General features: G+C 42.6%; 23 protein-coding genes. All 23 read right to left on the bottom strand.

Annotated elements, in window-relative coordinates:
* Positions 1 to 28: 28 nt before the first annotated feature.
* Positions 29 to 1399: a UDP-N-acetylmuramoyl-tripeptide--D-alanyl-D-alanine ligase gene (locus tag QOX44_RS07525; protein ID WP_283682391.1), complete on the bottom strand. Its 1371-nt coding sequence runs from the start codon at positions 1397 to 1399 to the stop codon at positions 29 to 31.
* Between the two features lie 34 nt (positions 1400 to 1433).
* Positions 1434 to 2477: a D-alanine--D-alanine ligase family protein gene (locus QOX44_RS07520; protein ID WP_283682389.1), complete on the bottom strand. Its 1044-nt coding sequence runs from the start codon at positions 2475 to 2477 to the stop codon at positions 1434 to 1436.
* A gap of 276 nt (positions 2478 to 2753) precedes the next feature.
* Positions 2754 to 3662: an AEC family transporter gene (locus QOX44_RS07515; RefSeq protein ID WP_283682387.1), complete on the bottom strand. Its 909-nt coding sequence runs from the start codon at positions 3660 to 3662 to the stop codon at positions 2754 to 2756.
* On the bottom strand, positions 3662 to 4837 hold the full coding sequence (locus QOX44_RS07510) for an NAD(P)-dependent malic enzyme (protein ID WP_283682385.1): 1176 nt from the start codon (positions 4835 to 4837) through the stop codon (positions 3662 to 3664). Before QOX44_RS07510 ends, QOX44_RS07515 begins: the two co-directional genes overlap by 1 nt.
* 81 nt (positions 4838 to 4918) lie before the next feature.
* Positions 4919 to 5839, bottom strand: coding sequence for a 4-hydroxy-tetrahydrodipicolinate synthase (gene dapA / locus QOX44_RS07505; RefSeq protein ID WP_283682384.1), 921 nt, complete (start codon positions 5837 to 5839; stop codon positions 4919 to 4921).
* Positions 5840 to 5864: 25 nt separating this feature from the next.
* Positions 5865 to 6743, bottom strand: a complete 879-nt coding sequence (locus QOX44_RS07500) for a dihydrodipicolinate synthase family protein (protein ID WP_283682383.1) — start codon at positions 6741 to 6743, stop codon at positions 5865 to 5867.
* Positions 6744 to 6874: 131 nt separating this feature from the next.
* Positions 6875 to 7573 carry a FadR/GntR family transcriptional regulator gene (locus QOX44_RS07495; protein ID WP_283682382.1) on the bottom strand — a complete coding sequence of 233 codons (699 nt, stop codon included), beginning with the start codon at positions 7571 to 7573 and terminating at the stop codon, positions 6875 to 6877.
* Between the two features lie 251 nt (positions 7574 to 7824).
* A complete protein-coding gene (locus QOX44_RS07490) occupies positions 7825 to 8919 on the bottom strand; it encodes an Ldh family oxidoreductase (RefSeq protein ID WP_283682381.1) in 1095 nt (364 codons plus the stop codon).
* Between the two features lie 17 nt (positions 8920 to 8936).
* Positions 8937 to 10265 (bottom strand): lactate racemase domain-containing protein, encoded by a 1329-nt coding sequence (locus tag QOX44_RS07485; protein WP_283682380.1) that lies wholly within the window; start codon positions 10263 to 10265, stop codon positions 8937 to 8939.
* Positions 10266 to 10279: 14 nt separating this feature from the next.
* Positions 10280 to 10462 (bottom strand): UxaA family hydrolase, encoded by a 183-nt coding sequence (locus QOX44_RS07480; RefSeq protein ID WP_283682486.1) that lies wholly within the window; start codon positions 10460 to 10462, stop codon positions 10280 to 10282.
* A 53-nt stretch (positions 10463 to 10515) separates the two neighbouring features.
* Positions 10516 to 11430 carry an IS3 family transposase gene (locus tag QOX44_RS07475; RefSeq protein WP_283682379.1) on the bottom strand — a complete coding sequence of 305 codons (915 nt, stop codon included), beginning with the start codon at positions 11428 to 11430 and terminating at the stop codon, positions 10516 to 10518.
* Positions 11427 to 11711: a transposase gene (locus QOX44_RS07470; RefSeq protein ID WP_009261811.1), complete on the bottom strand. Its 285-nt coding sequence runs from the start codon at positions 11709 to 11711 to the stop codon at positions 11427 to 11429. The genes QOX44_RS07475 and QOX44_RS07470 overlap by 4 nt, the downstream gene beginning before the upstream one ends.
* An 80-nt stretch (positions 11712 to 11791) precedes the next feature.
* Positions 11792 to 12835, bottom strand: a complete 1044-nt coding sequence (locus QOX44_RS07465) for a UxaA family hydrolase (RefSeq protein WP_283682378.1) — start codon at positions 12833 to 12835, stop codon at positions 11792 to 11794.
* Between the two features lie 9 nt (positions 12836 to 12844).
* Positions 12845 to 13192 carry a UxaA family hydrolase gene (locus QOX44_RS07460; protein WP_283682377.1) on the bottom strand — a complete coding sequence of 116 codons (348 nt, stop codon included), beginning with the start codon at positions 13190 to 13192 and terminating at the stop codon, positions 12845 to 12847.
* Between the two features lie 13 nt (positions 13193 to 13205).
* On the bottom strand, positions 13206 to 13916 hold the full coding sequence (locus QOX44_RS07455; protein WP_283682376.1) for an ABC transporter ATP-binding protein: 711 nt from the start codon (positions 13914 to 13916) through the stop codon (positions 13206 to 13208).
* Positions 13917 to 13927: 11 nt separating this feature from the next.
* Positions 13928 to 14698 (bottom strand): ABC transporter ATP-binding protein, encoded by a 771-nt coding sequence (locus QOX44_RS07450; protein ID WP_283682375.1) that lies wholly within the window; start codon positions 14696 to 14698, stop codon positions 13928 to 13930.
* A 14-nt stretch (positions 14699 to 14712) separates the two neighbouring features.
* Complete coding sequence (locus tag QOX44_RS07445; protein ID WP_283682374.1) at positions 14713 to 15678, bottom strand: branched-chain amino acid ABC transporter permease; 966 nt, start codon at positions 15676 to 15678, stop codon at positions 14713 to 14715.
* Between the two features lie 12 nt (positions 15679 to 15690).
* Positions 15691 to 16569 carry a branched-chain amino acid ABC transporter permease gene (locus QOX44_RS07440; RefSeq protein ID WP_283682373.1) on the bottom strand — a complete coding sequence of 293 codons (879 nt, stop codon included), beginning with the start codon at positions 16567 to 16569 and terminating at the stop codon, positions 15691 to 15693.
* Positions 16570 to 16726: 157 nt separating this feature from the next.
* Positions 16727 to 17866, bottom strand: a complete 1140-nt coding sequence (locus tag QOX44_RS07435) for an ABC transporter substrate-binding protein (RefSeq protein WP_283682372.1) — start codon at positions 17864 to 17866, stop codon at positions 16727 to 16729.
* Positions 17867 to 18125: 259 nt separating this feature from the next.
* Positions 18126 to 19151, bottom strand: coding sequence for an alcohol dehydrogenase catalytic domain-containing protein (locus QOX44_RS07430; protein ID WP_283682371.1), 1026 nt, complete (start codon positions 19149 to 19151; stop codon positions 18126 to 18128).
* Between the two features lie 103 nt (positions 19152 to 19254).
* The gene (locus QOX44_RS07425; RefSeq protein WP_283682370.1) at positions 19255 to 20886 is read right to left on the bottom strand and encodes a L,D-transpeptidase family protein; all 1632 of its coding nucleotides are present in this window, start codon (positions 20884 to 20886) and stop codon (positions 19255 to 19257) included.
* Between the two features lie 163 nt (positions 20887 to 21049).
* Positions 21050 to 23314, bottom strand: coding sequence for a glycoside hydrolase family 13 protein (locus tag QOX44_RS07420; RefSeq protein ID WP_283682369.1), 2265 nt, complete (start codon positions 23312 to 23314; stop codon positions 21050 to 21052).
* A 362-nt stretch (positions 23315 to 23676) separates the two neighbouring features.
* Positions 23677 to 25440 carry an ATP-dependent zinc metalloprotease FtsH gene (gene ftsH, locus QOX44_RS07415; protein ID WP_442955390.1) on the bottom strand — a complete coding sequence of 588 codons (1764 nt, stop codon included), beginning with the start codon at positions 25438 to 25440 and terminating at the stop codon, positions 23677 to 23679.
* Positions 25441 to 25506 lie beyond the last annotated feature (66 nt).

The raw sequence follows: 25506 nt of genomic DNA, 5'->3' as shown, positions 1-25506 counted from the left end.
GTTCCCGAAAGCGTCTCATCACCTGCATTTACATATTTTTCAGACTTTCTACTACCTTTTCAAAATGCATAAAATGAGAAGCCTTTACCAAAACCGTATCTCCCTCCAAAACAAGCCCCGGCAGTCTGCCAAGGAGCTGCTGCAGGTTGTCGAATGACAGAACCTCCATTTTCTGATTGACGCTCTGGATACCGTCTGCCAGTGCCCGGCACAGCGGTCCGACACAGATACAGCAGTCGATCGCAAGCGCTCCGGCAAACATCCCCACACTGCGGTGAAGCTCCGTCTCATTCTCTCCCAGCTCTCCCATATCGCCAAGGATCGCCACCTTGCGTCCCAGACCGTCCTGAAGCACCTCCAGAGAGGCCCGCATAGACACCGGATTGGCATTGTAGCAGTCGTCAATGATCGTACAGCGCTCTGTATGCAGAATGTTAAAACGGCCGCTGACCGGTTTAAGACTCTCGATCCCTGCCCGGATCTGTTCCATACTCAACCCATAATGCAGTCCGACTGCTGTACCTGCCAGCGCATTCATGACCATATGGATCCCCGGGATCGGGATCAGCGTAGTAAAGCTGCCCTGCTTTGTATGGATCCGGCATGAGATCCCGTCAAATCCCCGTTTCTCAATAGAATCTGCAAAGATCTCATTCTCTTTCCCAATGCCAAAGAAAACAGGGGCGATCCCCTTCACCTCCGATATAGATGCCAGCTTATCGTCATCTCCATTTAATATAATATGCCCATCCGGGCGCAAAAAATCAAAAATCTCTGTCTTGGCACGCAAAATCCCATCCCGATCTCCGAGATTTTCCAGATGGCACTGCCCGATATTCGTGATCACGCATGTATCCGGCTGTGCGATCCCCGCCAGGCGATGCATTTCTCCAAAGTCACTGATCCCCATTTCAAGGACAGCGATCTCATCTTCCTCACTCAGACGGAAAACTGTCAGAGGAAGCCCCAGCTCATTATTAAAATTCCCCGCTGTTTTCAGCACGCGGTACTTCTGAGACAGCACGGCCGCTATCATCTCTTTCGTGCTCGTCTTGCCGACGCTTCCGGTGATCCCGACTACCGGAAGCCCAAGCTGATCCAGATACTCCCGGGCGATCGCGCCAAGTGCGGCGAGCGTCTCCTCCACAAGTATGTAGTTTCCTTCCGGCTTCTCCAGCCTGTGCTCTGAGATCACACACAGGGCGCCCTTTTCAAAAACCTGCGGGATGAACGCATGGCCATCCACACGCTCTCCCTTTATCGCTGCAAACAGACACCCCGGCTTTGCCTGGCGGCTGTCTGTCGTAATCCCTGTCACCTCCCGGTCCGCATCCTCCTGCTTTCCGATGTATGTACCGCCGCACACCTGCGCGATACGGCTCAATGTCAAACCTTTCATAGCTTCCTCCAACTCTCTTATAACCGTCCGGTCATCAGCGCACAGATACCTCGATCAGATGTTCACAAAGCTGCGCAAAATCCATCCCCAGCACACGCGCCTCCTGTGGAAGAAGACTTGTCGGCGTCATCCCCGGCAGAGTATTTGCTTCCAGACAGTACAGATTTTCGTCCCTGTCCATCATAAAATCCATGCGTGCATAGCACTCCAGCTTCAGCGCCCGGAACGCCATCTCGGCATACCGCTGCATTTCCTTTGTCTTTGCCTCATCAAGGCTGGCCGGACACGTCTCGATGGTCGCTCCTGCCTTATACTTGTTCGTATAATCATAGAAGCCCTCAAGCGGTGCGATCTCAATGACCGGATAAGCCTCTCCATCCACAACGCCGACTGAAAACTCACGTCCTGCAATGTACTGCTCTACCACCACTTCTTCTTCATACCCAAACGCTACATCGAGCGCATGCGTATACTCCTCTTCTGTGCGTGCGATCTCCACACCCACGCTCGAACCGCCGCAGCACGGCTTCACCACGCACGGAAGTCCGATACCATTCTCAGAAGGTGTCAGCCGCTGCTCCCCGCGTTTGACCGTCATCCCCTTTGCCGTAGGCACTCCCTGCGCCGCAAACAGCCTGCGGGACAGTCCCTTATCCATCGCCACTGCACTGCCAAGCGCACCGGATCCCGTATAGCGGATGCCCATCAGATCAAATACCGCCTGTACCTTTCCGCCTTCTCCATCCTCACCGTGCAGCCCCATAAATACAACCTCTGCCGCTTCACACAGGCGGAGCACATTCGCACCAAAGAACTGCTTTCTCGTCTTTTTCAGCTGCGCGATCTGCTCATTAAAGGAGCGCATGTACGCTGCCGCAGCCTCTACATCATACTCCTTCGGGAACAGCCGCTCCTCATTGGCAAAATCCTCTTCCGTGATCCTCTCATCTCCGCAGTACACATCCAGCAGTACCGCCTGATGCCCCTTTTCACGCAGTCCCTTACAGATCATCGTGCCGGATACGATCGAGACGTCACGCTCTGTACTGATACCGCCTGCCAAAACCACAATTTTCATAATAGATTCCTCCCCTGCCATTTCGGCTTCTATATAAATATAAAATATCCATTTCATTTTGTGTGCCCTATCAGTTTAGAATACTTTCCTTGCAAACGCAAGACCTGATAGGAAGATTCTTGAAGAAAACATTTAAACTATTTTAAAAACTTCTTCCTTATTTGAGTTAATCTGTTTTAATTTTGTTATGAAAAATAATACCAGTAGTATAAATAGAATAGCTGCTATCACCATTACAGGAGATAACAGCTATTACATATACATATTTTCAAAACTTCAAAATAGGAATATTAGCAAACATGGAAGTGTAATAATACTCAATAATGTTGAAATAAAAATTAAACATGAAGCAAATTGTGCATCTGCCTCGTGCTTTTCAGCTAAAATAGCTGTCACCGTACCAGCAGGCATAGCAGACATGAGCACAATCGTATTTCTAACAGATGGATCTATTTTTACTATACTAAAAACAAAAAACATCGTCAAAGGAATTGCAAGTAAACGAATAATGCTAAAGTAATACAACTTCCAATCTAATATAGATTTTAAATTTACTTCTGATAAAATAGATCCAATAATCAACATAGATACTGGCATTACACAAGAACCTAAGTACTCAAGTGCAGCATAAATGCCTGAATAAAGAGGCACTCTAAATAATCCTAAACATATTCCGATGATTACTGAGCAAAAGCATGGATGGAGCAATGTGTTCTTTAAGCCCTCGTATCTATTAATTTTTGTAAATTGTCCCAATGCAACTGTCCAAGTAAATATGGATCCTGGAATCATTGCCATAGACGCAAGAACCAATCCTTCTTCTCCCATAATAGCCTGTATTATGGGAAATCCCATAAACTGAGCATTACTAATAATTGTTGCATATTTTAAAATCCCTTGCTTACTATGCTCGACATTTCTATAAGCCACTTTTCCTATTAGCCAGCAAAATGTAAGGGTACATGTATATGCAGCCGCCATCCATAATCCTTTTTCCAACGTCTCGAAGGAAAAACTTTTTCTAAATGCCGAAATAATACTGCTAGGAATCATAATATCAATAAATATATCAGTCACTGTTTTTCTTCCTATTGCAGTAAAAACCTTTATTTTAGTGCAAATAATCCCTACTGCTAGAATAATAAACATTGTAATTTGTAATTGCAACATAATCCCGGCATTCATCAGATTTTTGCTACACCAGTCCTTCTAGCTGCTGCAGCCACAGCCGTTGCAACTGCTTTTCCTACTCTCAGGTCAAAAGCCTGTGGAATAATATAATCTGCATTGAGTTCTTCCTTTGTAATTAAGCCTGCTAATGCATAAGCTGCAGCTATCTTCATTTCATCATTAATTTCACTCGCCCTTACATCAAATGTTCCACGAAAAATCCCTGGAAATGCTAATACATTATTAATCTGATTAGGAAAATCGCTACGGCCAGTTGCGCATACGCATGCGCCTGCCGCCTTCGCCTCATCTGGGAAAATTTCTGGCGTTGGATTGGCACATGCAAAGATAATTGCATCTTTATTCATCTTACGCACCATCTCTTTTGTTAATACTTTTGGCGCACTGACACCAATGAAAATATCTGCTCCGTTTATAGCATCTTCCAATGAACCTCTACATTGATTTTTATTGGTTAAATGAGCTATTTCTTCTTTTATCGAGTTCATTCCTCTTTGACGCCCCTTATATATTGCTCCAGTCCTATCACACAAGGTAATATCTTGATATCCATCAGCCAAGAGTAATTTCGTAATAGAAATTGCCGCTGCACCTGCTCCACTTACAACAATGTTTACCTCCTCTTTTTTCTTTTTTACTACTTTCAACGCATTAGTGAGCCCTGCCAAAGTAATAATAGCTGTTCCATGCTGATCATCATGAAAAACTGGAATATCACATTTTTCTTTTAATTTTTTTTCAATTTCAAAACATCGAGGTGCAGAAATATCTTCAAGATTAATACCGCCAAAACTTCCTGAAATCATATAGACTGTATTGACAAACTCATCCACATCTTTTGTTTTTACACAAAGTGGAAATGCATCTACACCGCCAAATTCCTTAAATAGCACACATTTTCCTTCCATAACAGGCATTCCAGCTTCTGGCCCTATATCTCCCAGTCCAAGTACTGCAGTTCCATCTGTCACAACAAGACACATATTATTTCTTCTTGTCAATTCATAACTTTTATCAATATCTTTTTGTATTTCGAGGCACGGTTGTGCCACTCCTGGTGTATATGCTAATGACAAATCCTCTCTAGATGCCACTGGCACTCGCGATATGACCTCTATCTTGCCGCCCCATTCCCTATGTAATTTTAATGACTCCTTTGCAAAATCCATATATTTTCTTCCTCCTCCAAAAATACCCTGCAAATCATCCGTTTTCACGTATTGTTTTTGCAGGGCATTTCACAGTCTTATTTATGAAAGTTTTCCAATTTCTTTAAGAATTTTTTTCATTACTTCCATCTCTTCTTCAGTTGCCGGTGCCAATGGGCTTCTTGCTGGACCCAACTTGATGCCAGTAAGCAATTCAATTGTAGGTCTGAGAATAGAATTTGGAAGAATACGACCATTTTGTCCACATGCCTTGCATACCTTGTAAATAGGCATGAATAGTTCTTTTGCTTTCTTATTCTCGCCCTTATCAAACGCATCAAATATCTCTCTGATTTCATGTCCAAAAATATGTGCTCCTCCACTAACGATGCCCATAGCTCCCTGTACAATAGTTGGGAGTAACATAATATCATCACCATTAAATACCACAAAATCCGGATCTACCTTCTCAGTCGCCAAGAAGAAATCTGTTACCTGTGTTGGATTAATACCAGCTTCATCTTTTACACCTACAATATTTTTAATCGCAGCTAAACGACCAACTGTCTCTGGTTCAAGATTAATACCTACAAATACCGGAATATTATACAAAAGAATATCAATATTTACGTTATCTGCTAGTTGTTTATAATGATTATAAACACCCTCCTGTGTTGGTTTATTATAAAATGGAACCACCACAAGTGCCAATTCAATGCCAAGCTCTTCTGCCTTTTTTGTCAGCGCGATTGTCTCTTTTGTAGATGCACACCCTGTGCCCGCTATTACAGGTTTCCTACCTTTTGCGGCCTTTACTGCTGTTTCCATCAATTTTACTCGCTCATCGAATGTCAACAAACTTGCTTCGCCTGTAGTCCCTGTAACAATAAGTGAATCACACACATTCTGATCAATTACATAATTAATTAGTTTTTCATATTGAATATAATCAACTTCCTCGTCCACCCCATACGGCGTAATCAGCGGTAATAAAATCTTCCCATACTTTTCTTCAAATGTCATTGTAAAACCCTCCCTATATTATTTTTTATATAAATATTTTGAATGCTTCTTCTATCTTTCTTTTTTCACTTTCTGGAAGATGTACAATAGGGCTCCTGCAATAGCCACCATCTCTCCCCATAATTTTCAAAGCATACTTTAAGCGAATTGGAAATTGATTTCCACCAAGTGCCTGCCAGGGATAATATAGCAGTCTCTGTAGTTCCTGGGCTCTCTCTCTGTTTCCATTTTGGATACAATGCCACATCTCCACACACTCTTTCGGAAATACTGCCAATGCTGCTGATATAGCTCCGTCTGCTCCTAGTTCGTAACAAGTTGCCAGCATATCATCTGTTGCCGCAAATATCTTACCTTCATCACCACAGCACATCTTCATGGCGTACAGTGCTGATACACCCCCAACGCTTTGTTTTACACCACGCACATACTTAGTTTCTTTTAAAAGACGTTTAAAAAGTGTTGGTTTAATCTCATTTTGTGGAATGACATTATAGATAATAATTGGAATCTGTACTTTTTCCGATATCTGGCTATAAAAGTCAAACATTCCTTCTTCATTTGGCACCAAAGCATTATATGCAGTTGGAGTTACCATAATAGCATCCGCCCCTGCATCTTTCGCTACGAGCCCTGTGCGAATCGCATCTTCCGTACACATTCTCATAATGCCACAAACAACAGGTTGCTCTGGTTTTAAATGCTTCTTTGCCAAACTTATCAAATGAGCCAATTCAGCATCCTTTAGCGTAGGACCTTCTCCAGTACTTCCTCCGACACTGAGTCCATCTACACCAGCTTGTAAACTAATATCCATTTCTTTTTCAATTAATAGATCATTAATAGTTCCTACCTCTGTAAATGGGGTCACAATCGGCGGAATCATCCCTTTAATTTTTTCCATATTGCTCTCCTTTCTTTTGTAATATTGTATGATGTCATTATATATTAATATATGCTGTCTGTCAATATAAAAATAAGCCGATATAGATTTTCTTCTATACCGGCTTGCTATAACACCACTATCTAATTTTCTTAATGTGCCTCTAATGCACTTACCAGATACTCCATATCTGCCTCTGTAATTTCCAAATGACGTTGCATTTCCACTTGTCCCTGTTCTGCATCTTTATTTAAAAAGCAATTATAAATTCGGGTATGTGGTTCGACTGCCTTTTTATATACTTCATCATTCATAAATGATTCACATCTAAATTTCCGATTTGCCACAATCAATTGCTTGTTTAAATTAATCAGCAACTTATTACCAGTAATATTTACGATTTCAGAATGGAACATCTCATCATACATAATAAGCTCTGTTAAATTGTGTCTTTCTATTGCTTCCATGAAAGATTCATGAATCTTTCTTAACTTTTCTACCTGTGACTTTTTAGCTTTTGTAATAGCTAAACGTGTAGAAACAGTTTCAATCGCCATACGAACCTCGATAAAATCGCTTACCGTTAGTCCCTGCACATCGTACCATTTTTCTCTCATATCAATCGGGGTTGTTGATACGAAAGCACCTTTACCAGGAAAAATATCTACAAGATCTAAAGCCTGTAACACGCGAATTGCTTCTCTGACACAAGTTCTACTAACTTTCATAGTCTGACACATTTCATTTTCTGTCGGTAGCTTTTCTCCTGGAGCAAATTGACCTTCTACAATCATTTTTTTTAATTCATTTACTACCATATCCGTAATTGAAACTTTTTGAATTTCCCTCATTTTGTACATACTCCTTTTTAATACTTTTAACTAAAACCAGCACACCTCCCCGACCTTAAAATTTCCGCCTAGTCTAATGATGCTATGTCAGCAGTTATGTACTTATGCTACCATATAATCATATCATTCAAATTGTCAAGCTGATTTTACCATATTCTGTAAAAAACTCTAAAAACCTTTCAAAAATATAAATCAAGGCCCTATATCAGTGCCTGCTTTGTGCATTAATATAGAGCCTCGTTCCAAATATTTTAAATTTCAATTAAATATTCTTTTACTGGAATACCACATTTCATACACAATTTTTCTATTTCTGCATATGTTGCCTCATTTAATGAGATACTATTTTCCCTAAGCGTCATCTGTAAATGTTCCTCTGCTTTATCACCATGAATATAGATTCTATCACATCCTGCTGCTTTTTCAGAATCTCTAATTTCCTGTAAAAATTCCGAAAATCTTTCTTCTATTTCTTTTTTATTTCCAAACATTCCATAATCAATCGCCATAAACATATGGCAACACTTCTCAACGCTTTTATCTTTTCTTACTAACGTACTTGTATAACCGCCTGCCATAATACCTGTCAGAAGTTCAACTGCTAACGAAATCCCATAGCCTTTATGTCCACTATGTGCCTCCCCTATACCCCCAAGCGGAAGCAATCCTCCATTAGATTTTGTAGCACGAATATTCAAAAATTCTACAGGATCAAGATTCTCTGTTCCTTCTTTTCCAACAGACCATCCTGGAAGTAATGGCTTTTTATTTTTCGCATAAACTTCCATTTTTCCTGCCGTTACTACACTTGTAGACATATCTAAATGGAAGCAATGAGGGGTAGCAGGCATTGTAATTGCAATTGGATTCGTTCCCATAATAGGACGTTTTCCGAAAGTTGGAACAACAAGTGCCTCTGTATTAGTCATAGAAATACCTAAGAGTCCTTCTTTCGCAGCCATCATCGAATAATATCCAGCAATTCCATAATGATTCGAATTACGAACCACTGCAATAGCCATACCCGTTTTCTTGGCCTTCTCGATTACAATATCCATTGCCCTGATGCCAGCTAGTTGCCCCATAGCATCATGCGCATCAATTAATACAGACAGCGGGGTCTCTTTTACTATTTCCAATTCTGCATTTACCTTAATTCTTCCAATATCAATTCCATATGGATATAACGCCAAACGTTGTACCCCATGAGACTCAATTCCATAAAGATCACTAGTCAAAAGTACATCTGTAATTTTTGCTGCATCGTCTTTAGAAAAACCATGCCACATAAATACCATTTCTGATAATTCTCTAATTTTGTCATACTGAAACTTCCGATAGCTCATATTGTCACCTCATTTTTTTAATTGTCTTTCGCCTTTTTATGTACGCCATATTCATACCTATATGGCGGTAACCCTCTTAAATTTCCTTTCTCATCAAATGGAAAATCTACTGCCTCTCCACATATTTTTATATTTGGATTTTTCTCAGCTTCTTCCCGCAAATTTTCAGAAATCATAAAATGTTCTAGGCATAAAGTATTTTTCATCCATACAACCCTATGCCCCATTGCTTGATCATATTGTGTACAAGAATGAATAGCCATTTGCACTGCGCATTTATCATTTGGCATAACAGGTGGAATTCTCATACTTCCTGGATCATGGCTCGTCAAACCATTTGGATACGACACAAAAAAATCCATATCTTCATAAAATCTTTGTGTTGTAATATCTGCGGATCCTATTCCACACCCATTATGATGCGACTTTTCCGATAATGCAAAAACAGCAATACGCTCTACGAACGGCTTACTTACGCCCAACATCGCGCTACGTCCTGTGACATTTGGATCCATACCAGATCCGCTGATATCTTTTCCAATTTCATCAAGCAATAATACATCTATCTTTTCAAAGGGAATAACGGGAATTAATTTTTTGGCAATTTCCAACAGTTGTGCTTCTCTCTCTTCGATTTCTTCGCCTGCAATCACCTCCAGATGATATGTATTGTGAAATGCATCTTCAATAATTGCGATTCCGAAAGGAATCTTTTTTTCTTGTAAAACAACACGCGCCACTTTTGTCACATTTTCCGACATAGCTGGGAATCCATGCATATGACAAATATTCGCGCCTTTCTGTTTCCCACATCCGATACAAAGCATCTTCATCAATCCACTTTCTATTCTGCCGCGAAAATCTGTATGTGGCTTTATCCTTCCCACAGGAATAATATAGTCTGCATCATTTGCATTTTTTTCCATATGAACTTCCAGCCCATTGTCTGTCTTTCCTATTAATACCGTATCCATTGTAGCTACTACAGGTACCCCCATTGTCTCCTCTGTCACATGATATCCTGACAGAATCTCCAATTGTCCTTGCGCATTTGCACCTCCATGGCTTCCCATAGCTGCAAATATAAACGGTTTGATTCCTGCTTCTTTTAAAATGGTTATAACGCTACGTTCTATTTCATCTATGTTACGTATCTCGCGACTTCCACATGTAATTGCTACTGTTTTCCCCTGTTCTATTCTTTTCAATAAGCCTGTTTCACATAAAGCCTTATGTAAAATAGGAAATATCTCTTCACGTGCTATTCTTCCCTTTTCAACGGTAAATTCTACTGGAAGCATCTTGGGAAGCTTCACTTCCTGTAAAAGTTGCTCAAAAATGTTCATGCTATCCTCCTTTATCAATAACAATGAGGAATTACCCTATTAGGATGTTGATAATTAAAGAATAAAGTTCCTTCTCTGTGTCCATTTAATTCCGCACAGGTCTTTTTACCACCGCAAACATCCCTTACCTCTTTTTGTAAACGCTCAAATAAAGTTTCCATTGTTTCTCCACCTCCCAACAATCCTGATGCATTAATGTCTTGGTCCTATGTCAAGATTTAGTACAAGTTAAAATGAGGTTTTCCTCATCTTAACCTGCCATCTGCAATTCGCCCTGCTGAAGCCTACGATACAGCTCTTCATAATCATTTGGTGACATATAATCACAGTGACTATGAATTCGTTTCGTATTGTAGAATGCTTCTAAATATTCGAAAATCAAACGATATGCATGATCATAATCTCGAATCTTAAACCGATTCAGCCATTCTCTCTTAATCAGGGAGTGGAACGACTCAATACATGCATTATCCCATGGATATGCCTTTTTAGAATAACTACACTGCATGGTTGCGGTTACACGTTTGTATTCTTTTGATACATACTGGCTTCCGCGGTCTGAATGCAAAATTAAAGGTTTATCGATATTGCGTCTTGCTTTGGCTTTCTTTATTGTTTCAATCACGCAGGATACTTCCAATGTTTTGGAAAGTGTCCAGGCAATGATTTTTCTGGAATATAAGTCCATAATACTGGTCAGATAAACAAATCCGTCTATCGTCCAGATATATGTGATGTCAGAACACCAAACAGCATTTGGTCGTTCTGGATGAAACTGTTCATCAAGGATATTTTTTAATTCGCTGCTGAAGTCAGAATCTTTGGTCGTGATGGTCCATGGCTTGCTCCATTGAGCTTTGATGCCCATTTGTTTCATATACTTACCAACGGTACGCTCGGAGATGATTTCTCCTGATTTACGCAATTCCCTGGTAATTTTAGGGGCACCATAATTCTGTTTAGATTCATCATAAATATCTTTGATTTTAGCTTTTACGGCTTCACGTCTTTTTTCTGTATTAGAAGGAACACGTTTTAGCCATGCATGATAACCAGAACGAGAAACGCCAAGATGTTTCAACATTCCGGAGACAGAAACCCGGCGTTTTGCCTTATGGGCAGTTTCTGCCATCTCCTTAACTTCGAGATAAATGGCTTCCGTCATTTTCCCAGAATGTTGATTGCTTTTTTTAATACTTCAAGGGCATCCTGTGCATCTCGTAATTCTCGTTTTAATCGTGCGATTTCTTTTGCTTCATCAGAAGCATAGTTACCGGAACCACGGCTTTCAATATCACCTGTTTCACGCAGTTCTTTCTGCCAGCGTGATAATGTCTGCTGACTGATTCCTAAGTTTGTAGCACAGCCTTGCAGTCCTAAGTTCTTGTGATCATGATAATACTGGACTGCATCCAGCTTAAATTGTTTGTCATAGTGCTTTGCCATAATGAGTTCCTCCTTCAGTGCGGTACCTACATTGTACCATGATTTTTCTTATAAGGAATTCTCATTTTGACTTGTACTATTTATATTCTAGCACCATCTATATCCTTTCCCATCTTCACATACGTATCCGGATTGGCTGTAATTTTGATTACTGGTGCAATAGGAGTCCCACCAACATGTCCACGCCCACTCACAAACAAGAGTAAATGGCAATCTGACGCAATCTGATCCATCAATCCGCTTGCATCTCCTCCTTGATAAAATCCAGGCTCTACTCGATAATCAGGAATTACATCCAAAATCCAAAGCCCCTTTCTTGGAGGGGACTGAGCAATTTTTAAAATCCCTTGAATTAAACTACTCCCACTTTTTACAACTGCTCCCATACTTTTTTCTTCGATAGTAGTAAGACCACCCTTAAAATTTCCCGGTGAAATAGAAAACTGACCAAACTTTTTACAAAAATCAATTGTCTTATCATAAGTCATTGCGATATCTCTTCCCACTCGACTGTTTACTGCTCTTGATACTAAATAATCTTTAAGTCCGACAGCCTCTCCCATCTCTTCAATCATTACGGTTGCTTGTTGCCTAACCAACCAATCAAAAAATTCTCCTATTAGCGCATTACCTGCTAATCCGGATGTGAAATCACTGCCTCCGCACTTGGCACCAACTATAAGCTCTGAGCAATACATATCACTTTTCGGAACTTTGCATAATTCTCGCAGCATTTTCTCAACAATCTCTATCCCCTTGGTAATGACAGCTTCTGTCCCTCCATTTTTCTGCAAAATTAAATATTCTGCTTCTCGTCCGTGTTCTCTTGCAACTGTAACTAAACGCTCTGGTCGGATATATTCACAGCCATGTCCTATTACTAACACACCGCCAACATTTGGATGTACGCTATACTTCAACAGTCTCCGAATAATAACCTGATTATCTAAACACGCGAGGCTCCCAGTAACATCTACATCTTCATTTTTATTTTGAAAGTGTAGGGCTATGGACGTTGCTACATGCTTGCTACATTCCACTGTATAGATAATCAATATCTTATTTCGGATTCCCTTTTTCCCGTCTTTTCTCTGCCATGCCTTTGTAATTACACATTTTTCCATAAGCACCACCTAATATATGATATATTCCATATCCGTAGAATTTGCTGTTACTGCATCAAAAGTTGCTGCCCTCATATCAAAATTACTTCTCATATTATGAAGATGTACATATTCACCTGCCCGAATATCTTTCGTCGCTGTGCCTATTACAACACCATACTTTATAATCGGCATATCACAGGAAATATCTGTTAATGCAAACTTATGCCCTAAAGTAATTGCTTCCAAAATTTTTATACTTTTACGCTTCTCAGCTTTTCCTGTAAGTGATATACTCCCTTCAGATAAATTTCCTAACGCTGTTGCTACATTATCTGATTGATTCACCACATATCCTATCTGACTAAAAGCTTCCATTTTCCAGCCTCCTTTAACCACCCAGATATGATTTATTCACTTCATCGTTACCAAGTAACTCTTTAGACTCTCCTTCCATTGTCACAAGACCATTCCGCAGTACATAACATCTATCAGAAATACTAATAGCCATAAACGCATTCTGTTCCACAATGATCACTGTTTTTTTCTTTTCTTTATTAATCCTGACAATTGCCTCAAACATTTCATCCACCAAAACAGGTGCTAATCCTAAGGATGGTTCATCAAACATAATCAGTTTAGGATCACTCATCAATCCTCTACTAATCGCCAACATCTGTTGTTCTCCTCCAGACATAGTTCCTGCAAGCTGATTTCTTCTTTCATATAACCTTGGAAACAAATCATACGCTTCCTGCATTTTCTGGTTCATTTGTTCTTTTGTATAGTTCTTTGAAAATGCACCCATCTCTAAATTTTCTATAACAGACATATCCGGAAAAATTTCTCTTCCTTCTGGAACATATACGATTCCTTTTCCTACAATAGAATGAGCTTTTACCGTATCAATACGTTCCCCTTCAAACTCTATTGTTCCTTTTTTTGCATTATTCAATCCCATAATAGTTTTCATAAGTGTAGACTTTCCTGCCCCATTAGATCCAATAATTGAAATCACTTCATTTTGGTGCACTTCAATGCTCACACCAAACAAAGCCTGAACTTTATCATAATACACATCAATATTATTAACTTTCAGCATATTAAGCCTCCCTACTTTCTGTACTTATCTCCGAGATATGCAGAAATTACTTGTGTATCATTCTGTACCTCTTTCGGCGTGCCCTCAGCTATTTTAGTTCCAAAATTAATAACTGTAATCATATTGCTAATATTCATAACTACGTCCATGTTATGTTCAATTAAAAACAGGTCAATTCCTGACTCAAATACTTTTAGCAATATTGAAACGAATTCCACACGCTCCGTTGGATTTAAGCCAGCAGCTGGCTCGTCAAGAAATAATAGTTTAGGATCACACATTAAAGCTCTACCTAATTCTGTAACTTTCTGACGTCCATAAGCAATGTTCCCTATATTTTCATTTCTCAATTCATACATGCCGAGTGTATTAAGAATATCTTCAGCTTTTTCTTTCAACATTTTCTCTTCCTGACGTGCTTTAACCGGATTCACAAGAAAATTTAATATACCTTGCTCTGTTTTTGAATGTCCGCCTACCATTAAATTCTCCAGTACAGTCATAGATTTAAAAAGCTTAAGATTCTGAAAAGTGCGACTAATTCCTTTCCTAGAAATTTCATGAATAGGCCTATCCTGTATTTCCTCTCCATGATATTTTACCGTTCCCTCTGAAGTTTTAAGAAATCCTGTAACGAGGTTTACCGTTGTAGATTTTCCTGATCCATTCGGTCCTATTAGCGCATGGATTGTATGCTTTCTCATTTCAATTGATAAATCATTTACTGCAACAAGACCAGAAAATTTTTTTGTCAAATGATCTATTTTCAATACTGTTTCCACGTTCGCCACCCCTTTCACCAACGTTTCTTTTTGCTCTTATAATATCTCATAATTTTTCCAGGTACGGACACCAAGCCATACGGCATAAAAATCGCAAATATTAACATAATAATACTAAATATCAGCCAATAGTAATTTTCAAGCACTTTCAACATTTCCGGAAGTATTGTAACAAGACCAGCTCCAAGAATATTTCCGGCTACAGAACCAATACCTCCCAACATCATCATAATCAAATAGTTGATTGATAAATCCTGATTAAACGTATTTGAACTAATATATCCCATAAGGCAAGAATACAATGCCCCGCCAATACAGCCATAGACTGCCGCTAATGTAAATGCCAAAATCTTAATCTGGGCAATATTTACACCACACGCTTCTGCCGCATCTGGATTATCCTTAATGGATTGAAACACACGTCCCCATTTAGAGGAAATAATTCGTTTCGCCGTAATTGCCAAAATAGCAGTTAAAACAAGTAGCATATAATAATACTTTTGATCAGTATCTAAAGTATATCCAAAAATAGAAAATTTAGGGATACCTTGAACACCAATCGCGCCACCTGTAAAATCCGACCAATTTGTAAGTAATAATCTCACTACTTCCGCAAATGCAATAGTCGTAAGCGCCAAATAAATTCCTGATATCCTCAAACTTGGATACCCAAGTCCTCTTCCAATTAATAGCCCTAATACTATCGCGAGCAATAGTCCCAACCATGGTGACAAACCTGTTTTTGTCGTAAGAAGCGCCATGCCATACGCACCTAGCGCATAAATACCACCTGTCCCCATATTCATTTGACCTGTCATTCCTGTAATATAATTAAGCCCCATTACTACTATCGCATTTATCAATGTCTGATTAATCAATAATTGATAATATGAATTAGAAATAATTTCAGGCAGAATTAAAAGAACGATAGCAAGTAATGTATACAAGAAAATCTTTAAATATTTTTTATTCTCTTTCATATTCTTCTCCTATCATTTTTTTCGCCTTATCAACGCTCTTAAGCCTCTTGGCTGAATCAATATTACGATAATCATAATAATGTAAGAAACACAGTCCTTATATACTGGTGCAATCACTACCGTGCTTAAGTTTTCAATAACACCTATTAAAAGCCCTCCAATAATCGCACCGGGCAAATATCCAAAACCACCAATAATGCCTGCTGCATATCCTTTCAGTCCAATTGTATTTGACATACTGACATTAATACTGTAAAGCGGTACAACCAGAACACCGATAATCGTACAAATTACTGCACTAATTGCAATCGTAATCATAATGCTCCGAGATACGTTAATCCCCATCAATGTCGCGGCAGTTTTATTCTGATTAACACACCGCATTGCTTTACCTGCTTTAGTCTTCATCATATAAATTTGTAAAATAACAACTACAAGAATGGATACTCCTATAATTACTAAAGTAGCTTTTGAAATTACAATACTTCCAATCCTATATACACCTGTAATAAAACCTGGAACTGTCTTTGCTGTTGCCCCATATATTAGTCTAATTGCCTCACTGATAATTCTTCCAAGCGCAATTGTTCCCATAATCGCAAACAAACGGGACGGCATATTTCTCAGTGGATTAAAGATTCCCACTGCAACAATCACGCCAAACAAAAACATTGTTATAATCGTAGCCAAAACGCCTACAATGGGATTAACACCAATCCCCAAAACAAATGTACCTGCAAAAATATAGGCTCCTAATGTAATAAACTTGTCATGGCTGAAATTCAATAAACCCGTAGAATTATAAATTATGGTATATTCCATACTCACGAGCGCATATATGAATCCCATAGCGACTCCATTAATAATCAGCTGAATAATCTGACTTGCCATTTTCTTCCTCCCTTATCTAATTCGGTTTCTATGAACATTTGGCAGGACAGTAATAGACTTCTTTCTGTATTTTTTAAGGGCAGCATGCCCGGCCTGCGCCGTTTGTCATACTACCCTCTATTCGGTCTTCCTGTACTCGCTTCCTGACGCGTGTAATCTATTCTACTGTAATATTAGAAACAAAAATTTCATTTTTATCTACGTCGTATTGCATAATCGAGCAATTGCTCAACATATCATGGTTTTCTTGATAATTGTAAGCTCCAATAATTCCCGGAAAATCCTTTGTCTCTTTAAGCGCTTTACAAATTGCCTCACTGTCTGTACTTCCAGCACGTTCAATAGCGTCTGCCAACAATTTTGTTGCACCATAAAATGCTGCCGCATAGAGCTCTGGCATCGAATCCTCGTACTCTTTCTTATAAGCTTCAACAAAATCTTCAATCTCTTTTCTCGGTTCATTCATACATTCATCAAGCGCTACATACCATCCGTCAATATAAGTTCCATCAATTGCACTTACTACTTGCGGAAGCGATCCTGATGTAACAATTGGAATTTCAAGTCCAAGCTCATTTACTTGCCTAGCAAGAATGGCAACCTCTGCGTCATGTCCCCAATAAATCATCCCCTCTACGTCTTCAGCCATCATCTTTGTAATCTGACCGGACAAATCTGTATCTCCAGAATTAACCCCCTCTGCTATTAGTTCTACATCTTTATCAGCAAGATATTCTTCGATCACGCCTTTTGCCCCTGTACCAAAATCGTCTGTATTATAAATTAATCCCAGTTTTTTTACCCCTTGTTCTTCACACATAAACTGTGCCGCTGCAGAAGCAGTAATATTATCAGACGGTCTAATGCGGAAAATATATTCATTTCCTAAATCTTCAATCTTAGGACTTGTTCCTCCCACTAATGTTGGCATTTTTGATGAAGCAACTACATCAGACATTGCAATAACATTACTACTCATATTAGGTCCTATAATTGCCACAACTTTTTCACTAATCAGACGATTAACTGCATTCATACCACCTGTCTGATTTCCCTGATCATCTTGAAAACTTACCTTCAACTCTTTTCCAAGTACACCACCCGCTTCATTAATCTCCTTCAGAGCAAGGTTGACACCCTTCTGCGTATTTTCGCCTGCAAGCGGGAAATTTCCGGTAATAGAACAAATAACCCCAAATGTAATTGCATCATCTGCCTCAGCAGACACTGCAACAGGCACAGCGCTTACGAGCATTGCTACAGACAATAATCCAGCTAACATTTTTTTTAATCTCATGGCAAATTCCTCCTTTTACACTATAACTTTACGTTTGCTACTTTTTACATGTTATGTTCGCGCGCTACTTATATTATTGCATGATGTCATTTTATCATTTTTCCATACAGATGTCAATTGTGAATATATGATTTATTTTATAACTTTCTTTTTTATGCACTTTGTCTAAAAATATATTTATTAAAGCTATACATAAAAAGGATAGTTTTGTCTGCTTTTCACATAAACACAACAAAACTATCCTTCGATAATACTCTATTTACATTTCTATCAAATACTTTACTGCTTCATGACGCATTAGTGCTGCATATGCCCTATCGATATCTTCTAACGCAACAGGATGTTCTATATCATACCACACCCTATAATTTATTTTTCCCTCGAGCAGAAGTGCACAAACTGCTCCGTGGGCTTCTTCCTCATCATACCCATTTGCATATATGCGAAAACTTCTTTTAGCTGAAAATGTATGAATTCCACTATTTGCCCGATCATTCCATCCATATATACCTATGACTCCGTTTTCACTCAGTAAATCCAACGTCTCATTAACAGTACTAGAGCTTCCCACCGCATCAATAATACAATCAAATAATTGTCTCTTGCCTAATAGTTCGCATAAAATTGTCTTTCTATTCTCTTCTTTATAATCAATATAGGATACTATCCCCAAATTATTAAAGTGAGTTCTGCGTTGCGCACTTCCAAGCACTATAGCCTGACACTTCGCCATCTGTGCAAACATAGCAAACGCAAGTGCATTCGCCCCCGAACCAATAATGAGTACTTTACTCCCTTCTGGAATCTGCAATCTTTGATAATAAGAAAGCGTCTCTCGTAATGTAATAATTAATGGTGCAATTTTTTCATCTATGCCTGGCCAAATCACCTGATTTACTCGATATTTATCCCATAAATTATTTGGAGCTCCAATCCGACGTAATTCCCAATGATCTCTTGCAATTCCATACTCTGCCATGCCACCCCAACTTACCCCTAACTCTGGTCTTAATCCGTTTGGAGCTCCAACTCGGCTTACCAAATCACCTTTTCTAAAATTTTTCACTTTTTTTCCAACCTCAACAACGCGCCCAACACTTTCATGCCCTAATATAGTTGGATAAGAAATAGGTCTTGGATGTCCACCCTGTATCAAACGCAAATCCGTTCCAGCACATGTTGCTCCATAACAAATTTTACATAAGACTTCATACTCTCCGATGTCTGGTACAGGAACGTCCCAAATTTCCAATTTATGCTCCTGAGTTACTACTGCTGCTTTCATTCTTACCTCCTCTCATATTGCCACGCCTTTCCGTCATCATACAATATTATTGTCATATTACAAAGCAAATGTCAATAGCAATATTCCAAAAAGAGGATTTCTCTCAGTAAATCACCTGCTCCCCATTGTAACTCCCCTCATCCTCTATCACGATCGGAAATTCCGCATTTCCGTAGTACAGCGACTCATCCGCCCAGTCCTCTTCTTCCCTGTCGTCGTCTTCTCTGTCATCCTCTCCAACGATCACTATATCGCCGTTTCCATTTGCCGCATTGTTTCCGCCAGCTCCGGCGTTTCCGCCGCCCGCACTGCTGCCCGTCTGAGCATACCCATAGTTGACAGCAGAGCTGTAGCAAATGACCGGAGTACCCTCCTCGATATTCTCAAAGATGACTGCCGCCTGTGCTGTCGGCGTATTGATGCAGCCATGCGACCCGCTCCACTGGTAGATATCTCCACCGTAAGCTGTACGCCACGTATCGGCATCGTGGATACCTACGCCCTCATAAAACGGCATCCAGTAGTCCACCGGCGTCTTGTAGTCTTCGCCTGTGAGGACTGCATCCTCCTGCTTGCCCACCAGGCAGAATACACCCTCTGGAGAAGCCATACCTGCGCTGACATTTCCTGTCACGACCGGCGTCTCCACCAGAAGCTGTCCGTCCTTATAATACCACATACGCTGATTCGTATAGTCGATCTCCACGTATGTCTCTCCTATATCATTTTCTCCGCGTGTCTGCGCCCCTTCTGCCCACACCGGACTGCGGCTCACAGAGTCGCCCGCAAGAAGGATCTGATAAAGCTCCTGCGCCTCTGCCTCACGATCCATCTGCCATCCATAGGTACGGGACTCCGGATAGACCGTCTCTCCATTTGAAGTGACAAAGGGCAGACAATCCCCGATCGTATCGTACTGATCTGCAAGCTGGTTCACCCATGCCGCCACTGCCTCATAGTCAAACACCGGCTGCATATTTTCATCCAGAGAAAACCACGAAGCGATCGTAGCCTTATCCAGCACCTCCGTAATGCCGCCGCCCATATCATACGTCACTGTGATCGAGCCATAGCGGTTGCGGACTGCCGCTTCTGCCCGCAGCTTTTCATCATCCTGATATACCCCGGGCAGCTTATAGCAGCCCTCTTTTTCCAGATCGACGGCCTTCTGTCCGCTCTCCACCGACTGCTCCAGAAGCGCCATGACCTTTTTTCTGGAGAGCTTATTGCCCACTGTCTCCGGCACGATCACATAGGTTCCGTCTTCCTGCTGCGCAAGCTTCGCGTTCTCTGGCGCAGTGACATTCTCCTTTTGCATGCAGGAAAGAGCCAGAAGAGCAGACTCAAGCTTTTCCCTGTCATACGTCATGGACGTTTCCATCGTATAGCTGCGGCCCGCCCCCAGATACGCCGGAAGCCATGCGTACCCGTTCTGCTCATCCAGAAACTCCCGCACCTCGCCGTGCGACACAAAACGGTATCCGAAATCGCTCCCCTCGATCGTCTCCTGCGCCCCTTCCTTTGTCGTAAGCGTGATGCGGTAATCCTCCGCCTGATCCGCGATCAGCTTCTCTGCCTCCTGCGCAGTCAGATCAGAGACGTCAATCCCGTTGATCGAAACATTCTCAAAAAAATGAGTTTCATAATACGTACCGATCGCAATGTATGCACCTGTCACTCCTGCCACCAGCAAAAGCAGCACGGCCATGATCCATATCGTCTTTTTCCTCATCATAGGTATCTCCTTTTCTTCCCGGCAGATCGCTTTTGTATCACCGTCTGTTCTTCTATTTTAAGCGGATCCGCAGAAAAAGAAAAGAAAGCCCGGGTTAAAACTATCTTGATGTTTTCTTAATTTTCTCTTCGTGTCTTATCCCTTTATGTCATATCCCTTTTTATCAGGACTCTTCTTCCGGATCCTGCCAGACTCCGCCGGTATCCTGCGCCGTATATGCCTGCAGCTCTATCTTCTCTGCTCCCTCAGACAGTCCATCCAGAAGCACTTCCTCCGCTTCAAACTCCCTTCGTCTTTCTTCCAGAGACTCTCCTGCCCCCCGGACCGGGACTGCCTCCTCCGCCACCAGCACGAGTGCGGACGTCGCCTTCATCCGCACGGTGACTTCTCCGGAATAGACCGGATAGATCAGCTCTTCTTCGCAGAAGCCTTCTGCATCTGTCGCAAATACCTGACGCAGCACCTGCTCATTCGTGATGCCTGCCTCCCACACAGAAATACAGAGTTCCTGCTCCTGCTCATGATTGTTAAAAATAACCACGATCTGACTGCTTCTGCTAAATCTCGCATACGCCAGACACTGATAAGCGCCGTACAGAAAGCAAAGCGAACCGTGTATCAGGACCGGGTATCTCCGGTGCAGCGCGATCGCACGTCTATGGAAGGCGAGCATCTGCTGATCCTCCCTCCCCCACGGATAGGTCCGGCGATTGTCCGGGTCTGTAAAGCCGCACACACCCGCTTCATCACCGTAATAAACCGTCGGAGCCCCCGGCCATGTCATCTGCATGACAACCGCCTCCCGCATCACTGCCGGCCGGATCCCCTCGCCGGCCGCCTGCGCTCCGAGCGTATGCAGCCTTCCTACCCTGCCATTCGTCCTTGTCAGGAAACGGGAATGGTCGTGGTTGGACAGCTCATTCATGGCTACCTGCAGGGACGGCGCCATAAAGCTCGCCATATGATACACCATGGCTCCCACAAAGGCGTCTGCATTTCCCACAAGATCCTGCCGGTAGCTGTCGCTGTGTTTCTCCATACCGGTAAAGAACCAGGTCACAGGCTCCATAAAAGCGTCATAATTCATCACAGTATCCCACTGATCTCCCTGCAGCCATGGCGCAGCGTCCCCGTAGTGCTCTGCCAGGATCAGCGCGTCCGGATTCGCCTCCTTGACTGCCAGACGGAACCTGCGCCAGAACGCATGGTTGTACTCTTGACTAAATCCCAGATCTGCCGCCACATCCAGTCTCCATCCATCCACATTGTAGGGAGGAGACACCCATTTTTTCGCGATCCGCAGGATATACTCTTCCAGCTTCGGGGATCCCTCATAATTGAGCTTTGGCAGCGTATCATGGCCCCACCACCCGTCATAGTATGGATTATATGGCCATTCATGCTCATTATAAAATTTGAAGAACGAATGGTACGGGCTGTCCTGCGCAATATACGCGCCCTTCTCATAGCCTTCCTGATGCTCATATATGCGCTCCCGGTCCATCCATTTATTAAAAGAACCGCAGTGATTAAATACTCCGTCCAGAATGATCCGCATCCCGCGCCGGTGCAGCTCCTCTACAAGCCGGATAAACAGTTCATTGCTGGCTTCCAGATTGTCAAGTCCTGTCACTCGGTTGATATAGCGGGACGCGCCCCTGTTGCTCTGCTCCCAGTCCGGCAGCGTATTCCCCTCATCCCGGACAAGCTTTCCGAAATGAGGATCAATATAATCATAATCCTGTATATCGTATTTGTGATTGGACGGAGAGACGAACAGCGGGTTAAAGTACAGTACCTCCACGCCGAGCTCCTGCAGGTAATCCAGCTTGTCAATGACGCCCTGCAGATCTCCGCCGTAAAACTCGCGCACTCCCATCTCCGCCGGGATCTTATCCCAGTCCGCCACACGCTCGGTGTGTGCGCCGATATAGCTGTACTCCCTGTCAAGCACATCGTTCTCCCGATCCCCGTTGCAGAAACGGTCCGTAAAAATCTGGTACATCACAGCGCCCTTTGCCCAGTCCGGGGTGGAAAATCCCGGCGTGATACAAAACGCCCGGCTCTGCTGCAGATCTCTCGAAACACCCAGGCGATTATAAAAACAGCGCGCCTGGCCATTCTGGATCTCAAAATAATAGTGCAGCGGCTCCTCCCCCAGCTCTACCTCTGTCACATAATAATCAAAGCGGCCTTCCTGAAATTCCCGCTCCATTTCTTTCTTTACTGCTCCACTGATAAAATACACCGAATCTGCATTGTCCTTCTGCGTACGGATCCGGATCTTCACCTTATCCCCTGCCGCAGGTTCCATAGGACTGACAAAATTTTCTGTCTCATCGCTAAAGAGCGCCTCAGTATTAAAAACCGGGCGCATAAGAAGAGCATATTTCATTTTCTGGAAAAGTATCTTTGGCTGCTGCTCCATTCTTTCCTCCTGTTTTCCGGCACACGAAACCTGCCGCCTGTCCCATCACCGTTTTCTTTCATTATAACCAACTTTCTCCATTCGCACAACAATGAAAAAAGGCAGCCGTCCGGCTGCCTTTTTCCTTGGAGAAGGTATTTCTTCTAATTGGGGTGTAGCAAAAACTATATAATGTATTGGGGGGTTTTACGATGGTTATTATAGCATCGTCTCCCAATTAAGTGTGCACAAACTTCACAAAAATGCATGTCTGTTTTTGTCAGTATTGCACAATTCCAGTTCTTATGATTTATATACGGAAACTCCTCATTCGCAGACAGGCCCAAACTCAGATTTCTGTAGCTTTGTGCATGGCAAAGCTGTTACTCAAATAATGCTTCAAATTCCTCTCTGCCGATCTTTTCTTTTTCGATCAGGAGCTTTGCGCATGCATGGAGCACATCGATATGCTCGGACACCATCTGTTTCGCTGTCCGATGCGCCTCGTCAATGATACGCTTTACCTCTGCGTCGATCTGTGCGGCAACAGCCTCGCCATACGATCTGGTATGCGCCAGATCCCGCCCGATGAATACCTCGTCGTCCTCATTGTCATAATTGATCAGGCCGATCGTATCCGACATACCGAACTTCGTCACCATCGCGCGCGCCACGCCTGTTGCCTGCTTGATATCCGCAGAAGCGCCGGTCGTAACATCTCCGATCACAAGCTCCTCTGCCACGCGTCCGCCCAGACTCACGATAATATTCTGGAGCATCTTGCCCTTGGTGTTAAACATCTCATCACGCTCCGGCAGCGGCATCGTATAGCCTGCCGCACCGCGTCCGGTCGGAATGATCGAGATCGTATGCACCGGACCGACGTCCGGCAGCAGATGGAACAACAGCGCATGCCCCGCCTCGTGGTATGCAGTGATCCGCTTTTCCTTTTCCGAGATCACGAGACTCTTCTTTTCTGCTCCGATCCCAACCCTGATAAAGGAACGGTTGATATCCTCCTGCTTAATATAAGAACGCTGCTCCTTCGCCGCATGGATCGCAGCTTCGTTCATCAGATTTTCCAGATCGGCGCCTGTAAATCCTGCAGTGGTCCGAGCGACCTCCTGCAGATCCACATCCTCTGCAAGCGGCTTGCCCTTTGCATGCACCTGAAGGATCTCTTCGCGTCCCCGGACATCCGGACGTCCGACTGCCACCTGACGGTCAAAACGCCCCGGACGCAGGATCGCAGGATCCAGAATATCTACCCGGTTCGTCGCAGCCATGACGATCACACCCTCGTTCACGCCAAAGCCATCCATCTCCACAAGCATCTGGTTGAGCGTCTGCTCCCGCTCATCGTGGCCGCCGCCCATGCCGGTGCCTCTGCGTCTTGCCACAGCATCGATCTCATCAATAAATACGATACACGGCTGATGCTTTTTTGCTTCCTCAAATAAATCTCTGACACGGGATGCGCCCACTCCGACGAACATCTCCACAAAGTCAGACCCTGAAATACTGAAAAACGGTACGCCCGCCTCTCCGGCAACTGCCTTTGCCAGAAGCGTCTTTCCTGTTCCCGGAGGTCCGACCAGGATCACACCCTTGGGGATCCTTGCTCCTACCTGCACGAACTTTGACGGCTCTTTCAAAAAGGAAACGATCTCCTCCAGATCCTCCTTTTCCTCCTGCAGCCCTGCCACATCCTTAAAGGTCACGCGGCGTGCATCCGGGCTGATCATACGCGCACGGCTTTTGCCAAAATTCATCATCTTTGCATTGCCGCCGCCTGCCTGACGGTTCATCATGCCAAAAAACAAAAGCAGCAAAAGCCCGGTCAGGAGTACCGGAAGCAGCGTGGTAAGGAACATGCTGTCCCTTTCTACATCCGTTGTACTGATCTCTATGTCATCCTCGTACTGCGCCAGCATTTCCCCGGCCGCATTGACATCCGTGACATTGACGTATTTGATCTCTCCATTGTCAAGCGTCACCCGCAGAACGCCCGTAGGTACTTCTTTGTTCTGTGTGATTACTACTGCCGCTACATCCCCCTGCTCCAGCGCGGTCTCCATCTGACGGTTGTTCCAGGTCTGACTTGCTTCGAGCTTGTCGCGAAACGTCATGACCAGAAGAATGATCATCAGGATCGCGACCGGATAGAGCAGCATACCTCTTGTATTTCTGTTCAAGTTATTCTGCCTCCACTG

The organism is Parablautia sp. Marseille-Q6255 (assembly GCF_951230155.1).
GTDB lineage: Bacteria > Bacillota > Clostridia > Lachnospirales > Lachnospiraceae > Choladousia.
The sequence above is the reverse complement of the archived record's forward strand: the minus strand, read 5'-3'. Positions and strand labels throughout refer to the sequence as shown.

Coding starts and splice junctions, on each gene's coding strand:
- QOX44_RS07525 (WP_283682391.1), bottom strand. CDS start 1,399: ATGAAAGGTTTGACATTGAGCCGTATCGCGCAGGTGTGCGGCGGTACA.
- QOX44_RS07520 (WP_283682389.1), bottom strand. CDS start 2,477: ATGAAAATTGTGGTTTTGGCAGGCGGTATCAGTACAGAGCGTGACGTC.
- QOX44_RS07515 (WP_283682387.1), bottom strand. CDS start 3,662: ATGAATGCCGGGATTATGTTGCAATTACAAATTACAATGTTTATTATT.
- QOX44_RS07510 (WP_283682385.1), bottom strand. CDS start 4,837: ATGGATTTTGCAAAGGAGTCATTAAAATTACATAGGGAATGGGGCGGC.
- dapA (WP_283682384.1), bottom strand. CDS start 5,839: ATGACATTTGAAGAAAAGTATGGGAAGATTTTATTACCGCTGATTACG.
- QOX44_RS07500 (WP_283682383.1), bottom strand. CDS start 6,743: ATGGAAAAAATTAAAGGGATGATTCCGCCGATTGTGACCCCATTTACA.
- QOX44_RS07495 (WP_283682382.1), bottom strand. CDS start 7,573: ATGAGGGAAATTCAAAAAGTTTCAATTACGGATATGGTAGTAAATGAA.
- QOX44_RS07490 (WP_283682381.1), bottom strand. CDS start 8,919: ATGAGCTATCGGAAGTTTCAGTATGACAAAATTAGAGAATTATCAGAA.
- QOX44_RS07485 (WP_283682380.1), bottom strand. CDS start 10,265: ATGAACATTTTTGAGCAACTTTTACAGGAAGTGAAGCTTCCCAAGATG.
- QOX44_RS07475 (WP_283682379.1), bottom strand. CDS start 11,430: ATGACGGAAGCCATTTATCTCGAAGTTAAGGAGATGGCAGAAACTGCC.
- QOX44_RS07470 (WP_009261811.1), bottom strand. CDS start 11,711: ATGGCAAAGCACTATGACAAACAATTTAAGCTGGATGCAGTCCAGTAT.
- QOX44_RS07465 (WP_283682378.1), bottom strand. CDS start 12,835: ATGGAAAAATGTGTAATTACAAAGGCATGGCAGAGAAAAGACGGGAAA.
- QOX44_RS07460 (WP_283682377.1), bottom strand. CDS start 13,192: ATGGAAGCTTTTAGTCAGATAGGATATGTGGTGAATCAATCAGATAAT.
- QOX44_RS07455 (WP_283682376.1), bottom strand. CDS start 13,916: ATGCTGAAAGTTAATAATATTGATGTGTATTATGATAAAGTTCAGGCT.
- QOX44_RS07445 (WP_283682374.1), bottom strand. CDS start 15,678: ATGAAAGAGAATAAAAAATATTTAAAGATTTTCTTGTATACATTACTT.
- QOX44_RS07440 (WP_283682373.1), bottom strand. CDS start 16,569: ATGGCAAGTCAGATTATTCAGCTGATTATTAATGGAGTCGCTATGGGA.
- QOX44_RS07435 (WP_283682372.1), bottom strand. CDS start 17,866: ATGAGATTAAAAAAAATGTTAGCTGGATTATTGTCTGTAGCAATGCTC.
- QOX44_RS07430 (WP_283682371.1), bottom strand. CDS start 19,151: ATGAAAGCAGCAGTAGTAACTCAGGAGCATAAATTGGAAATTTGGGAC.
- QOX44_RS07425 (WP_283682370.1), bottom strand. CDS start 20,886: ATGATGAGGAAAAAGACGATATGGATCATGGCCGTGCTGCTTTTGCTG.
- QOX44_RS07420 (WP_283682369.1), bottom strand. CDS start 23,314: ATGGAGCAGCAGCCAAAGATACTTTTCCAGAAAATGAAATATGCTCTT.
- ftsH (WP_442955390.1), bottom strand. CDS start 25,440: ATGATCATTCTTCTGGTCATGACGTTTCGCGACAAGCTCGAAGCAAGT.